The 12,937-nt window shown below is 70.3% G+C and carries 15 protein-coding genes; 10 read left to right on the top strand and 5 right to left on the bottom strand.

Annotated elements, in window-relative coordinates; genetic code table 11:
• Nucleotides 1-30: 30 nt before the first annotated feature.
• Entirely contained in the window at nucleotides 31-993 is a 963-nt protein-coding gene (locus QRN23_RS07125; RefSeq protein ID WP_123570541.1) for a cation diffusion facilitator family transporter, read from the bottom strand.
• 46 nt (nucleotides 994-1,039) lie between these two features.
• Here QRN23_RS07125 and proC point away from each other — a divergent pair, with 46 nt between their 5' ends.
• Nucleotides 1,040-1,891: a pyrroline-5-carboxylate reductase gene (gene proC, locus QRN23_RS07120; RefSeq protein ID WP_159826056.1), complete on the top strand. Its 852-nt coding sequence runs from the start codon at nucleotides 1,040-1,042 to the stop codon at nucleotides 1,889-1,891.
• A 4-nt stretch (nucleotides 1,892-1,895) separates the two neighbouring features.
• On the opposite strand, the gene QRN23_RS07115 is transcribed toward proC, so the two are convergent.
• Both QRN23_RS07115 and QRN23_RS07110 read right to left on the bottom strand, forming a co-directional pair.
• Nucleotides 1,896-2,567: a potassium channel family protein gene (locus QRN23_RS07115; protein WP_043593005.1), complete on the bottom strand. Its 672-nt coding sequence runs from the start codon at nucleotides 2,565-2,567 to the stop codon at nucleotides 1,896-1,898.
• Nucleotides 2,560-4,017, bottom strand: coding sequence for a TrkH family potassium uptake protein (locus tag QRN23_RS07110; protein WP_502874812.1), 1,458 nt, complete (start codon nucleotides 4,015-4,017; stop codon nucleotides 2,560-2,562). Before QRN23_RS07110 ends, QRN23_RS07115 begins: the two co-directional genes overlap by 8 nt.
• A gap of 27 nt (nucleotides 4,018-4,044) precedes the next feature.
• On the opposite strand from QRN23_RS07110, the gene QRN23_RS15470 reads away from it, so the two are divergent.
• The 4 genes from QRN23_RS15470 (at nucleotide 4,045) to QRN23_RS07090 (ending at nucleotide 5,452) form a co-directional block, all read left to right on the top strand.
• Nucleotides 4,045-4,581 carry an ArsR/SmtB family transcription factor gene (locus tag QRN23_RS15470; RefSeq protein WP_082460318.1) on the top strand — a complete coding sequence of 179 codons (537 nt, stop codon included), beginning with the start codon at nucleotides 4,045-4,047 and terminating at the stop codon, nucleotides 4,579-4,581.
• Nucleotides 4,582-4,694: 113 nt separating this feature from the next.
• Nucleotides 4,695-4,889, top strand: coding sequence for a helix-turn-helix domain-containing protein (locus tag QRN23_RS07100; protein ID WP_043593002.1), 195 nt, complete (start codon nucleotides 4,695-4,697; stop codon nucleotides 4,887-4,889).
• A 107-nt stretch (nucleotides 4,890-4,996) separates the two neighbouring features.
• Nucleotides 4,997-5,095, top strand: coding sequence for a 30S ribosomal protein bS22 (locus QRN23_RS07095; RefSeq protein ID WP_003792170.1), 99 nt, complete (start codon nucleotides 4,997-4,999; stop codon nucleotides 5,093-5,095).
• Nucleotides 5,096-5,185: 90 nt separating this feature from the next.
• Nucleotides 5,186-5,452: a glutaredoxin family protein gene (locus QRN23_RS07090; RefSeq protein ID WP_056046597.1), complete on the top strand. Its 267-nt coding sequence runs from the start codon at nucleotides 5,186-5,188 to the stop codon at nucleotides 5,450-5,452.
• A gap of 78 nt (nucleotides 5,453-5,530) precedes the next feature.
• On the opposite strand, the gene aspS is transcribed toward QRN23_RS07090, so the two are convergent.
• Complete coding sequence (gene aspS, locus QRN23_RS07085; RefSeq protein WP_056046595.1) at nucleotides 5,531-6,865, bottom strand: aspartate--tRNA(Asn) ligase; 1,335 nt, start codon at nucleotides 6,863-6,865, stop codon at nucleotides 5,531-5,533.
• Nucleotides 6,866-6,985: 120 nt separating this feature from the next.
• Here aspS and QRN23_RS07080 point away from each other — a divergent pair, with 120 nt between their 5' ends.
• From QRN23_RS07080 to ccsB, 5 genes are read left to right on the top strand one after another with little or no spacing between them, the layout of a single operon-like run.
• Nucleotides 6,986-7,633 carry a histidine phosphatase family protein gene (locus QRN23_RS07080; protein WP_285063026.1) on the top strand — a complete coding sequence of 216 codons (648 nt, stop codon included), beginning with the start codon at nucleotides 6,986-6,988 and terminating at the stop codon, nucleotides 7,631-7,633.
• Complete coding sequence (locus tag QRN23_RS07075; RefSeq protein ID WP_056046589.1) at nucleotides 7,630-8,259, top strand: TlpA disulfide reductase family protein; 630 nt, start codon at nucleotides 7,630-7,632, stop codon at nucleotides 8,257-8,259. The genes QRN23_RS07080 and QRN23_RS07075 overlap by 4 nt, the downstream gene beginning before the upstream one ends.
• The gene (locus QRN23_RS07070) at nucleotides 8,260-9,024 is read left to right on the top strand and encodes a cytochrome c biogenesis CcdA family protein (protein ID WP_056046586.1); all 765 of its coding nucleotides are present in this window, start codon (nucleotides 8,260-8,262) and stop codon (nucleotides 9,022-9,024) included. It abuts the gene before it with no gap.
• Nucleotides 9,008-10,846 (top strand): cytochrome c biogenesis protein ResB, encoded by a 1,839-nt coding sequence (gene resB / locus QRN23_RS07065; RefSeq protein ID WP_159826060.1) that lies wholly within the window; start codon nucleotides 9,008-9,010, stop codon nucleotides 10,844-10,846. The genes QRN23_RS07070 and resB overlap by 17 nt, the downstream gene beginning before the upstream one ends.
• Complete coding sequence (ccsB, locus tag QRN23_RS07060; RefSeq protein WP_285063024.1) at nucleotides 10,846-11,856, top strand: c-type cytochrome biogenesis protein CcsB; 1,011 nt, start codon at nucleotides 10,846-10,848, stop codon at nucleotides 11,854-11,856. Before resB ends, ccsB begins: the two co-directional genes overlap by 1 nt.
• Before the next feature lie 45 nt (nucleotides 11,857-11,901).
• On the opposite strand, the gene QRN23_RS07055 is transcribed toward ccsB, so the two are convergent.
• Nucleotides 11,902-12,918, bottom strand: coding sequence for an o-succinylbenzoate synthase (locus tag QRN23_RS07055; RefSeq protein WP_056046582.1), 1,017 nt, complete (start codon nucleotides 12,916-12,918; stop codon nucleotides 11,902-11,904).
• Nucleotides 12,919-12,937 lie beyond the last annotated feature (19 nt).

The following is a 12,937-nucleotide window of genomic DNA, read 5'->3' as shown; positions in this document are numbered from 1 at the left end:
ACCCCGAGGGCCGATCCGCGCCTCCTCGGGTCAGTCGGCCGCGCGGATGACGATCGCGTCGGTCGGCGGGTCGACCTGGCCCGGCTTGACCCAGACGTCGGGTTCGACGTAGATGACGCGGGCGATCGGCACGGCCTCGCGGATGCGCGACTCGACGGCGTTGATGGCGCTCGCGACGTCGGCCAGCACCGTGCGGCCGGGCATCGCGACCTTGACGCCGACGAGCAGCTCGTCGGGACCGAGGTAGAGGGTCTTCATGTGGATGATCGACTCGACCTCGGGCCCGCCCGTGATCGCGGCGCGGATCTTCTGGACGTCCTCGGCCGAGGCGCCCTCGCCGACGAGCAGGCTCTTCGTCTCGATGCCGAGGATCACGGCCACCGCGACGAGCAGCACGCCGATCGCGAGGGTGCCGATCGCGTCGAAGACGCCGTCACCGGTGATCCAGGTGAGCACGACGCCGATCATGGCGAACGACAGGCCGAGCAGCGCGGCGGCGTCCTCGAGCAGCACGACCGGCAGCTCGGGGGCCTTGGCCCGGCGCACGAACGCGACCCAGCTCTGCTGACCCTTGCTCGGGCGGGACTCGCGGATCGCGGTGCGCAGCGAGAACCCCTCGAGGGCGAGCGAGATGGCGAGCACGAGGACGGGCAGCCAGGGCACCTCGAGGGGGTGCGGCTCGCGCAGCTTCTCGACGCCCTCGTAGAGCGAGAACACGCCACCGACGCTGAACAGGATGATCGAGACGACGAACGCGTAGACGTAGCGTTCGCGCCCGTGGCCGAAGGGGTGGTCGGCGTCGGCGGCCTTCTTCGCCTTGCGGCCACCGAGCAGCAGCAGGAGCTGGTTGCCCGAGTCCGCCAGGGAGTGGACGCCCTCGGCGAGCATGGACGACGACCCCGAGAACGCCCAGGCGATGAACTTCGTCACCGCGATGCCCAGGTTCGCGCTGAGTGCGGCGATGATCGCCTTGTTGCCGCCGTGACTGCTCATCGGTTCGATCCCCTCGTGTGGTCCTGGTCGATCCTAGGATGGCCGGATGGTCACCACCCTCCCCACCACAGCGATTCTCGGAGCCGGCTCGATGGGCGGCGCGATCCTGCAGGGCCTGCTGCGCCCCGAGGTGTCCGTCGACGGGGGCGTGCGGGTGACGAACCGCACCGAGGTCAAGGCCCGCGCGCTGCGGCACGGCGGGGTCACCTCCCTCGCCACCGAGACCGACCCGAGCGCCAACTCCTCCGCGGTCGTCGGTGCGCGGCTGGTGCTGATCGGCGTGAAGCCGCACATGGTGGTCGACCTGCTGCACGAGATCGGTCCCGTGCTCGACGCGGGCGCCGTCGTCGTGAGCCTGGCCGCCGGCGTGACGACGGCCACGATGGAGGCGGCGCTGCCCGAGTCCGTGTCGGTGCTGCGCTCCATGCCGAACACGCCGTCGCACGTCGGTCTCGGGGTGACCGGCCTGAGCGCCGGGTCGCGCTCGACCGACGCCGACCTGGCCCTGGCCCGGTCGCTCTTCGCCGTCGTCGGCGACGTCGTGGTCGTCCCCGAGGCGCAGATCGACGCGCTCAGCACGATCTCGGGTTCGGGCCCCGCGTACGTCTTCTACCTCGTCGAGCAACTGCAGGAGGCGGCGGTCGCGTTGGGCTTCACCCGCGCGCAGGCCGCCACCCTGGTGCAGGGCACGTTCCGTGGCGCGAGCGAGCTGCTCGCGAGAAGCGACGTCCTGCCGGCCGACGCCGCACCGGCCGAACTCCGTCGCCGTGTCACGAGCCCTGGCGGAACGACCGAGCGCGCCGTGGCCGAACTCGCCGACGGTGGTCTGCTCGAGCTGTTCGAGCGGGCGACCCAGGCGGCCCTGGCCCGCAACCGCGAGATCGCCGAAGGGCGCTAGGCGATCAGCCCTCGAGGGCGGCGAAGCGCTCGATGGCGCGGCTGTCGCCCGACACGATGATCAGGTCGTGGTTGCTGATGACCGTCTCGGGGGTCGCCTCGACGAACGCCCCACCGGGGCTCTTGACGCCGACGATCGTGATGCCGTACTTCTTGCGGATGTTCGACGCGGCCAACGAGGCACCGCGGACGGGCTTCGGCGGATACATCTTGACGATCGCGAAGGCGTCGTCGAACTCGATGTAGTCGAGCATCCGGCCCGAGACGAGGTGCGCGACGCGCTCGCCGGCCTCGCGCTCGGGGTAGATGACGTGGTTGGCACCGATGCGGGCGAGGATCTTGCCGTGCGACTGGCTGATCGCCTTCGCCCAGATCTGCGGCACCTTCAGGTCGACCAGGTTGGCCGTGATGAGCACGCTGGCCTCGATGGACGAGCCGACGGCGACGACCGCGATCGAGAAGTCCTGCGCGCCGATCTGCTTGAGGGCGTCGATGCTCCGGGCGTCGGCCTGCACCGCGTGCGTCACGCGGTCGGCCCACTTCTGCACGAGCCCGGCGTCGGTGTCGACCGCGAGCACGTCACGGTCCTGCCGTTCGAGCTGTCCGGCGGTCGCGGCGCCGAAACGTCCGAGGCCGATGACGAGCACCGGGGCGTCGTGCTTGATCTTGTCAACCAACGATCGGTCGCTCCTCGGCTCGGGTGAACAGCTGGCGTCGTTGGCTGGCGGCCAGGGCGACGGAGAGTGTCACTGTACCAACGCGGCCCATCCACATCGTGACCGCCAGGATGTACTTCGCCGAGTCCGGGAGGCGGTCGGTCAGGCCGGTGCTGAGCCCCGAGGTGGCGAACGCCGAGATGGACTCGAACAGCACGTGGTCGAGGGGCTCCTTCGTGATGTGCATGATCAGGATGCTCGACACGGCGACGATCGTCGCGCCCCAGAGGACGACGCTGACGGCCAGGCGCAGGACGTCGCTGGGGATGCGGCGGCCGAAGGCCTCCATCGACCGCTGGCCGCGCGCCTCCGCGAAGGCCGCCAGGAACAGCACCGCGAGCGTCGTGACCTTGATGCCACCGGCGGTCGACGCCGAGCCGCCGCCGATGAACATCAGCATGTCGGTGACGAGGAGCGACGAACCGTTCAGGTCGGAGATCTGGATGGTCGAGAAACCGCCCGACCTCGTCATCATGCTGAGGAACAGGGACTGGAACACCGTCGGGCCGGCCGCGATGCCGCCGAACGTCTTCGGGTTGTCGAACTCGAGGACGATGTAGAGCACCATGCCGAACACGATGAGGATCGCCGTCGTCAGCAGGGTCAGCTTGACGTGGACGGACCAGCGCCGGGGGTTGCGGGGGTTCCGGGCCAAGGCGTAGATCACCGGGAACCCGATGCTGCCGAGGAAGACCCCGACCATGATCAGGCTGAGGAACCAGTAGTCGTTCTCGAACGCGGCCAGACCCTCGGCATTGGGCGTGAACCCGGTGTTCGTGAAGGCCATCGCCGAGTAGTAGAAGCTGTCGAGCACCGCGTCGCCGACGGGGATGCCGTCGATCAGCATGCGGGGGATCATCAGCACCGCGATGACGAGCTGGATCACGAACGAGCTGAGGGCCACCGTCGTCAGCAGGCCACCGATCTCGCCGAGTCGCACGGCCTGCCCCTCGGGCACCGGGCCGGCGTGCACCCGCAGCGGGTTCTGGTCGCCGGCGGCCATCAGCCGGGCGCGGAGGCCGAGCTTGCGCGAGACGACGAGGCCCATGATCGACGCGAGCGTGAGCACGCCGATCGCCCCGATCTGCACGCCGACGAAGATGACGACGTGGCCGAACAGGGACCAGTGGGTGGCCATGTCGACCGTCGCGAGGCCGGTCACGCAGATGACCGAGACGGCCGTGAACACGGAGTCGGCCAGCGGGGTGATCGTCCGGTCGGCCGAGGCGATCGGCAGCGAGAACAGCAGGGTGAAGACGACGATGAGGCCGGTGAAGATCAGGATGGCGAAGCGCGCGGGCGACTTGCGACCGATGTCGTCGATCGCGTCGCTGAGTCTGCGCCAGGGCGAGCGGCCGGGGTCCGAGGGGCGGCGTCGACCGGCGACGGGGGCGCGAGTCACGACGGTCATGCTATCCCGGGTCACTACGCTGGTCGCATGCCGGACATCTTCGCCGTGATCGCCGACGCCACCCGCCGAGACCTCCTGAAGGTGCTGCTCGACGCCTCGCTGTCGACCGACTCCGCCAATGCCGACATCAGCGTGGGTGAGATGGTCACGTCCCTCGGCGTCAGCCAGCCGACCGTCTCGAAGCACCTCCGGGTGCTGCGCGAGGCCGGTCTGGTGCGCGTCCGCGAAGAAGGGCAGCACCGGTACTACTCGCTCGAGTCCGGGCCGCTCGAGGTGGTCGAGGACTGGTTGATCCCGTTCGTCAGTGCCGACTCGCTGACCTCCGAGGCGTTGGCCAGCACGCCCTTCGCCGCCTGGGCCGGGGCCTCCGTCCCCGCCCCGCTCCGGCGGGCGGCCGAGAACCTGCCCGACGCCGAGGACGTCGGGAGCACGCTGGGTCGCTACGCGGCCGGGGCCCAGCACCGCGCCTCCTCGGCCCTGCACGACGCCCAGAGCGCGCTCGGGGCCCTGGACGAGCGCGTCATCGACCCCGTCCGCAAGCGGTGGGGACGCACCGGCCAGTAGCGGCCCGGGCGCCTTTACACCGAGTCACACGCGCCCCTAGAGTTGCCCCCAGGCACATGGGGAACACCCGTCTGCTCCACAGCCCCGGCCGGGGCCCGAGACGAGGCAGGGTCATGTCGCAGGATCTGTCGGATGTGCGGTTCCTCACGGTCGCCGAGGTGGCCGACATGATGCGCGTGTCGAAGATGACGGTCTACCGCATGGTCCACTCGGGCGAGCTGCCGGCGATCCGCTTCGGGCGGTCCTTCCGCGTGCCGGAATCGGCCGTCGCGGCCGTGCTGCGAATCGGCATCGCCGACGTCGGGTAGGCCCACTTCGACTTTCTCGGGCCGTCCTAGTAGACTGACCCGAGGCATTTTTCCGCGGTTCTGTTTCGGACCCGGTCGGTCCAATCCAGAAATCAGTGAGGTCCTCTATGGGTTCTGTCATCAAGAAGCGTCGCAAGCGCATGGCGAAGAAGAAGCACCGCAAGCTGCTTCGCAAGACTCGTCACCAGCGTCGCAACAAGAAGTAGTCGCTCGACGCGAAGGCCCCCGCCGACCACCGGTCGCCGGGGGCCTTCGTCGTGCCCGGGCGCCATCCGGCCCTCGCTACCCTTGAGGGCATGGCCGAACCGCGAATCACCCTCCTGACCAAGCCGGGCTGCCACCTGTGCGACGACGCCCGTTCCGCGGTGCACGGCGTGGTGGCCGAAGCCGAGTTCGTCGATGCCGGCATGGTCGTCGACGAGAAGAACATCCTCGACGACGCCGAGCTCACCGCCGAGTACGCGGAAGAGATCCCGGTCGTCCTGATCGACGGTCGCGTGCACACCATCTGGCGGGTCGAGCCCGAGCGCCTGCGGACGGCGCTCCGCGCGGCCGTCCGCTGAGGACGGCCGACGGCGCACGACGACGAGAAGCCCCGACGAGACGCTCTCGTCGGGGCTCCTGTGATCCGTGGTGAGGAGCTACGGCTGGAGGCGCGTGGGGCCGCGGAAGAGGAAGGTCACCTCACGCAGGTTGGCCTGGTTCAGCATGAGCATCAGCACCCGGGCGAGGCCCATGCCGAAGCCGCCGTGCGACGGGGCGCCGTAGCGGAAGAAGTCGAGGTAGCTCGAGAGCTCTTCGGGCTTCATGCCCTTCTCGCGGATCTGCTGCTCGAGCACCTCGATGCGGTGCTCGCGCTGCGCACCCGTGGTGATCTCGGTGCCGCGGTAGATGAGGTCGTAGCTCTTGGTGAGCTGCGGGTCGTCGTCATGACGCATGTGATAGAACGGGCGGATCGAGGCGTCGTAGTCCGTCAGGTACACGAAGTCGTGTCCGAACTCCTCCGCGACGTACTCGGCGATGCGGCGCTCGCCCTCGGGGTCCATGTCGGCGTCCGCACGGGGCACCTCGTAGCCGCGCTCGGCCACGATGCGCTTGGCCTCGGCCAAGGGGATGCGGGGGAACGGCACGGTCGGCACCACGACGTCGACGTCGAAGAGCTCCTTGATCTCGGCGCCGTGCTTGTCGGCCACGGCCTGGAACGCGAAGGCCAGCAGCTGCTCCTGCATCTGCATGACGTCCTCGTGGCTCTCGACGTAGCTGATCTCGGCGTCGACCCCCGTGAACTCGGTCGCGTGACGCGACGTGAACGACGGGTCGGCCCGGAACACCGGAGCGATCTCGAAGATCTTGCCGAAGCCGGCCGACTGGGCCATCTGCTTGAAGAACTGGGGGCTCTGCGCCAGGTAGGCGACACCGTCGAAGTAGTCGACCTTGAACAGCTCGGCGTTCGACTCGCTCGGGGTCGCCATGAGCTTCGGGGTGTGGATCTCGACGTAGTCACGCTCGATCCACCAGGTGCGCAGGGCGTGCTCGAAGGTCGTCTGCACGCGGAAGATCAGGGCGTTGCGGGGGACGCGCAGGTCGAGGAAGCGCCAGTCGAGGCGCTTGTCGATGCCGCTGTCGGCGGCGATGGGGGTCTCGGGGTCGGCCAGCGAGTCGATGACGAGCGTCTCGACCTTGACCTCGATGCCGCCGAGCTTGACGCGCTCGTCGTGCTTGAGCTCGCCCGTGACGGTGACGAAGCTGCCCTGCGACAGCGACGAGATCGCGTCGGCGACGTCGTCGGTCTCGCCAGCGGCCTCGAGCACGTCGGCCGCGGTACGGGGGCGGACCAGTTGAAGGGCGCCCGTCTCGTCGCGGAGGACGACGAACTGCACCTTCTTCTGGTCGCGCACCGTCTCGACCCAGCCGGTCACGGTCACGGGTCCGTCGGGCAGCGCGGACAGGTCTTTGATGAGGGTGCGTTCGATCACGAGGCCCGAGTTTACAGTCACCGCCTCGCGCGACCCGCCGGACGGCCCCGCCGGACCACGGCGAGCTTGGGGCTTCCCGTGTGGGAGGTGTGCAGGCGGTCCCGACCTAGACTCGTCCGCATGCCCGCGCAGCAGATCCACCTCGTCCGGCACGGTGAGGTGCACAACCCCGAGCACGTGCTCTACGGCCGCCTCGACGGGTTCGGCCTGAGCGACCTCGGCCACCGGATGGCGGCCGCCTCGGCCGACGCCTTCCACGAGCAGGGCGTCCCGGTCCGTGCCGTCGTGGCCTCACCGCTCCAGCGCACCCGCGAGAGCGCGGCGCCGTGGTCGTCGGCCTTCGGGCTCGAGACGCAGGTCGACGAGCGGCTGATCGAGCCGAGCAACAAGTACGAGGGTCGTCGCAGCGACTTCACCATCGCGAAACAGCTCAAGGTGCCGGCCGAGTGGCCCTGGATCGTCAACCCCCTGAAGCCGAGCTGGGGCGAGGCCTACGTGAGCATCGCCGCCCGCATGCTCTCGGCGGTCGACGGGGCCTGGTCGAGCGTCGACGAGGGCGACGTCGTGCTCGTCAGCCACCAGCTGCCCATCTGGATGGTCCACCGGAGCGTGACGGGCGCCCGCCTGTTCCACGACCCGCGCCGCCGCCGCTGCACCCTCTCGAGCATCACGACGCTCGAACGCCGCGAGGGGGGCTTCGTCGAGGTCGGCTACCAGGAACCCGCTGCACACTTGAACCAGTCCGCCGTCGACCTGGGAGCAGTGTGAGCCAGAAGACCATCCGTCCGACCCGAGCCCGACTCGTGGTCCGGGGCCTCGCGCTCGCCGCAGTCCTGGGCGTCGTCGCCACGGGGTGCTCGTCCACCGCCGACGACCTCGCGAAGCAGTACGGCAACGGCACCACCGAGAACTACATCTCGGGCAACGGCACCGTGACCGAGATCGCGCCCGAGGACCGCACCGACCCGGTCGCGTTCACGGCCGAGACGGACGCCGGCGAGACCGTCTCGAGGAGCGACCACGAGGGCGAGGTCGTCGTCCTCAACTTCTGGTACGCGGCGTGCCCGCCCTGCCGTCTCGAAGCACCGGAGCTGGAGAAGCTCAACCAGTCCTACGCCGACAAGGGCGTCGAGTTCCTCGGCGTCAACGTGCGCGACCAGGCCGACACCTCCCTGGCCTTCGCCCGCACCTTCGACGTCACCTACCCGTCGGTCGTCGACGCCAACGACGGCGCGGTCCAGCTCGCCCTCGCCGGCACGATCGCGCCCAACGCCGTGCCGACCACGATCGTCCTCGACAAGCAGGGCCGCATCGCGGCGCGCATCCTGGGCGGTCTCGACGGGCCCGGCATCCTCGACACCCTGATCTCCGACACCCTCGCCGAGACGTCCTAGGTGTACCAGGGCAATCCCTTCTTCGACGCGGTCGTGGGCGGTCAGCTCGCGGTCGGCCTGCCGGTGGCCCTGCTGGCGGGGCTCATCTCGTTCCTGTCGCCGTGCGTGCTGCCGCTCGTGCCGGGGTACCTCGGTTACGTCGGCGGTCTGACGACGGGGGCGACCGAGGCGAGGGCCCGGCGCCGCGACCGCCGCCGGCTCGTCCTCGGCGTCGTCCTGTTCATCCTCGGCTTCTCGGTCGTCTTCGTCGGCACCTCGCTCGCCTTCGCCTCGGCGGGGTTCTGGTTGATCCAGTGGCGCGACGTCGTCACCCGGGTCATGGGCGTCGTGGTGATCCTGCTCGGTCTCGTCTTCATCGGGCAGTTCACGTTCTTGCAACGCACCCTCAAGCCCGGGTTCCTCCCGAAGACGGGTCTCGCCGGGGCGCCCCTGCTCGGCATCGTCTTCGGCATCGGGTGGACCCCCTGCATCGGACCCACCCTGGCCGCCGTGCAGGTGCTCGCCCTGGGCTCGGGCTCGGCCTGGCAGGGCGTCCTGCTCGGGGCCTTCTACTGCATCGGCCTCGGGGTCCCGTTCCTGCTCGTCGCGCTCGGCTTCGGCTGGGCGTCACGATCCATCTCGTTCGTCAAGCGGCACATCCGCGTCGTCAACATCGTCGGAGGGTCACTGCTCGTGCTCATCGGTCTGCTCATGGTCACGGGCCTCTGGTCCAGCCTCATGTCACACGTCGGGGCGGTGATCGCGACCTATGGCACGATCGTCTGACCGCGACGGGGGCGACGCGACCCGCGCCTCCTCGGTGGCCGCCGGGACCGACACCGGGCGGAGCGACACCGGGTTGACCGACGCGGACGCCACCGACGTCGGCGGCGACCCGTTGCGCCCGAGCGACCACATCGACTCGGTCCGACCGGCGGCCTCCGACGGTGCGGGCATCACGCAGCCGAAGCTCGGCCCCGTCGGCTACCTGCGCTTCTTCTGGCGACAGCTGACCAGCATGAAGACCGCGCTCTTCCTGCTCATGCTGCTCGCCGTCGCGGCGATCCCCGGTTCGCTCGTGCCGCAGCGCACCTCCGACCCCAACGGCGTGGTCCAGTACCGCACCGACCATCCCGACCTGTTCCCGGTGCTCGACAAGCTCGGCGTCTTCGACACCTACTCGTCGCCCTGGTTCTCGGCCGTCTACCTGCTGCTCTTCATCTCGCTGATCGGCTGCATCATCCCGCGCACCCGGCACCACTTCGAGGCGTTGCGAGCTCGACCCCCGAAGACCCCCGCGCGGTTGTCGCGCCTGGCCGGGTACCGGTCGATCACGCTCGAGACCGCAGGAGGCGCGGGTGAGGCCTCGATCACGGCCGCCCGTGCCGTCGACGCGGCCCGGGCCCAGCTGAAGCGCTCCGGCTACCGCACGCAGGTCTTCGGCGACTCGGTCAGTGCCGAACGCGGCTACCTGCGCGAGACCGGCAACCTGGTGTTCCACTCGGCGCTCGTCGGGGTCCTCCTGACCGTCGGCGTCGGCGGCGGCTTCGGTTACTCGGGCCAGCGCGTGGTCGTCGAGGGTCAGACCTTCTCGAACGTGCTCGGCTCCTACGACTCGTTCAACCCGGGCCGCTGGTTCGACGAGGCACAGCTGTCGCCTTTCTCGATCGCGCTCGACCGGTTCTCGACCGAGTACGCGCCCGACACCGCGGGCGCGGCCGGCATGGCCACCGACTTCACCGCCGACGTCACCGCGCAGGCGCGGGGTGGCGACGCCGAGAAGACGCAGATCAAGGTCAACTCGCCCCTGTCGATCGGCGGTTCGAACGTCTACCTGCTGGGCAACGGCTACGCGGTCGACGTGACGGTGCGCGACGGCGAGGGCAACGTCGCGTTCCGGGACACGGTCCCGTTCCTGCCGCAGGACACCAACCTCACCTCGCTCGGCGTCATCAAAGTGCCCGACGCGCTGCCCCGGCAGCTCGGCATGATCGGGTTCTTCTACCCCACGGCGGCGGACAACGGCACGGGGGCCCTGACGTCCACCGACCCGGACACCACGAACCCCGTGCTCAGCCTGAACGTCTACTCGGGCGACCTCGGGCTGGACGCCGGGGTGCCGACGTCCGTCTACACGCTCGACACGGATGGTCTGACCCCGCTGGCCGGCACCGACGACGACGCGCAAGAGAAAGCGGTCCAGCTGACCCCGGGCGAGACGGCGACGATCCCCGACGGTCTCGGCACGATCACCTTCGACGGGGTGAAGCGGTTCGCCTCGTTCGACATCCACCACGACCCCTCGCAGGTCTGGGTGCTGTTGTTCGCGGGGCTCTCGTTCGCCGGTCTGCTGACCGCGTTGTTCGTGCCGCGCCGTCGGGTCTGGGTCAAGGCCACCGAGACCGGCGACGGCGTCCGGCTCGAGTACGCCGGGCTCGCCCGCGGCGAGGACCCCACGCTCGGACGCGCCGTCGGCGACATCGCCAAGGCGCACCTGGGCGGCCTGGGCGTCCCGGCCGACGTCGCGCGCGAGGTCGCCGACGACCCGGCCCGTCACGACGTCGAGAAACCCGGCCCCGCCGCCGGGGGACGCGGACGTAAGATCTGATGGTGACCGCCGACCTCGCCTACTACTCGCTCGTCGCCGTGTACTCGGCGATGGCCATCTACACGATCTCGTTCGTGGCCTTCGCCCTCGACCTGGCGAAGCGGTCCGGTGACGCCCAGCAGGCGGCGGCCCGTGCGGCCAAGGCCGAGGCCCTCGCGACCACCACCGTCTCGCGCTCGTCGTCGGGCGGCAGCACCGTCGTCCTCGACCGGCCGTCGGGCGGAGCGGGCGGGGCGGTCCCCGCCGCCGGTGGGTCCGCCAAGGCCTCGAGCTTCGAGCGCGTCGCCATCGCCATGATGCTCCTGGGGTTCGTCGTCCACGTCTCCTCGGTCGTCCTGCGTGGACTGGCCGCCGGTCGCGTGCCGTGGGCGAACATGTTCGAGTTCTCGCTGACCGGCACCGCGATCATCGTCGGGGTCTACCTGGCCGTCCAGCTGGTGGTCAACCTGCGGTTCCTCGGCGCGTACGTCATGGGCCTCAACCTGGTGCTGCTCGCGATCGGCACCGTCAACTACTACGTGGCGGTCTCGCCGCTGCCACCGGCGCTCCAGTCCGCCTGGCTGGTGATCCACGTCTTCGTGGCCATCCTCGGCACGGCGTTCTTCGCCATCGCCGCCGGGCTCTCGGTCGCCCAGCTCGTGCAGACGAAGCGTGAGCAGTCCAAGCTCGCCGGCCTGCGCTTCCTCGACACCCTCCCGGGCGCCGAGCGCCTCGAAGACCTGGCCTACCGCATCGCCCTCGTCGGCTTCGTCCTCTGGACCTTCACCCTCATCGCCGGCGCCATCTGGGCCGAGCGGGCGTGGGGCCGCTACTGGGGCTGGGACACCAAAGAGGTCTGGACCTTCATCATCTGGGTGCTCTACGCCGGGTACATCCACGCGCGGGCGACCCGTGGGTGGCGCGGGGCCCGGTCGTCGTGGTTGTCGATCATCGGCTTCGCCGCGGTCATGTTCAACTTCTCGGTCGTCAACGTCTTCTTCAAGGGCCTCCACGCGTACTCCGGTCTCTGACGCACCGACGCCGTGGCGTCGCCCGGCGCCGCGTGCGACGGGGCGTCAGCCCGCGAGCACGGCGTAGGAGGCGCGCAGCCGCTCCAGCCACACCTCGCGTCGGTCGTCGTCCACCGCGTGGCGGCGGAGCAGGTCGACGTCGACCTCGACCCGTCGCACGTCGATCTCCCCGTCGACGGGCAGCAGGGGATCACGCGTGACGTCGGCCCCGAGCAGGGCGGCCGTGCCGAGCCCGCAGTCGTGGCGGAGCCCGGGCACGGCGGCGGCGAGGTGCGCCCCCATGCTGAGCCCGACCGACGTGTCGAGGGCGCTCGACACGACGACGGGCAGCCCGGCCGCCGCGACGATGCGCAGTGCGGCGGTGACGCCGCCGAGCGGTTGGGCCTTGATCACGAGGAGGTCCGCGGCCCCGGCCCGGGCCACGGCCAGCGGGTCGTCGGCCTTGCGGACGCTCTCGTCGGCGGCGACGAGCACGCCCGTCCCCGAGACGCGGCGTCGCAGCTCGGCGAGCTCGGGCACCGTGGCGCAGGGCTGTTCGGCGTACTCCAGGGCGTACGGTGCCATCCCGACCAGCGCCTCCTCGGCCGACTCGACGGACCATCCTCCGTTGGCGTCGACGCGGACGCGCCCCTCGGGGCCGACCCAGTCGCGGGCTGCGGCGACGCGGGCGATGTCGTCCGCGAGGGTCTGACCGCGCTCGGCGACCTTGACCTTGACCGTCCGGCAGCCGCGGTATCGGGCGAGCACGTCGGGCACCCGGTCGGCGGCGACGGCCGGCAGGGTCGCGTTGACCGCCACCCGGCGGGCGCCCCCCTCGGGGAGCCGACCCCAGCCGAAGTCGATCGTGGCCGCGAGCCAGGCGGCCGCCTCTGCCGGTCCGTACTCGACGAAGGGGCTGAACTCGGTCCAGCCCGACGGGCCTTCGACCACCAGGGCCTCGCGTGCGTCGAGTCCCCGGAACCGGGTGCGGAGGGGGAGACGGACGACGTGGGCACCCTCGACCAGGTCGGCCAGGGGAGGCAGCGGGGGAGTCGTGGACGGTGCGCGGTCGACGGTCGGCATCCGCCCAGTGTCGCACCGG

The sequence above is a fragment of the Frigoribacterium sp. ME-P-080 genome (assembly GCF_030209595.1).
Classification (GTDB): Bacteria; Actinomycetota; Actinomycetes; order Actinomycetales; family Microbacteriaceae; genus Frigoribacterium.
Note: the sequence above shows the minus strand (reverse complement) of the source record. Positions and strands in the feature narration are given on the sequence as shown.

What these genes read in the sequence shown, in the direction of transcription:
- QRN23_RS07080 (WP_285063026.1), top strand. Translation starts at nt 6,986, where the DNA reads ATGCCCGCGCAGCAGATCCACCTCGTCCGGCACGGTGAGGTGCACAAC.
- QRN23_RS07090 (WP_056046597.1), top strand. Translation starts at nt 5,186, where the DNA reads ATGGCCGAACCGCGAATCACCCTCCTGACCAAGCCGGGCTGCCACCTG.
- QRN23_RS07125 (WP_123570541.1), bottom strand. Translation starts at nt 993, where the DNA reads ATGAGCAGTCACGGCGGCAACAAGGCGATCATCGCCGCACTCAGCGCG.
- QRN23_RS15470 (WP_082460318.1), top strand. Translation starts at nt 4,045, where the DNA reads ATGCCGGACATCTTCGCCGTGATCGCCGACGCCACCCGCCGAGACCTC.
- ccsB (WP_285063024.1), top strand. Translation starts at nt 10,846, where the DNA reads ATGGTGACCGCCGACCTCGCCTACTACTCGCTCGTCGCCGTGTACTCG.
- QRN23_RS07110 (WP_502874812.1), bottom strand. Translation starts at nt 4,017, where the DNA reads ATGACCGTCGTGACTCGCGCCCCCGTCGCCGGTCGACGCCGCCCCTCG.
- resB (WP_159826060.1), top strand. Translation starts at nt 9,008, where the DNA reads ATGGCACGATCGTCTGACCGCGACGGGGGCGACGCGACCCGCGCCTCC.
- QRN23_RS07095 (WP_003792170.1), top strand. Translation starts at nt 4,997, where the DNA reads ATGGGTTCTGTCATCAAGAAGCGTCGCAAGCGCATGGCGAAGAAGAAG.
- QRN23_RS07055 (WP_056046582.1), bottom strand. Translation starts at nt 12,918, where the DNA reads ATGCCGACCGTCGACCGCGCACCGTCCACGACTCCCCCGCTGCCTCCC.
- proC (WP_159826056.1), top strand. Translation starts at nt 1,040, where the DNA reads ATGGTCACCACCCTCCCCACCACAGCGATTCTCGGAGCCGGCTCGATG.
- QRN23_RS07100 (WP_043593002.1), top strand. Translation starts at nt 4,695, where the DNA reads ATGTCGCAGGATCTGTCGGATGTGCGGTTCCTCACGGTCGCCGAGGTG.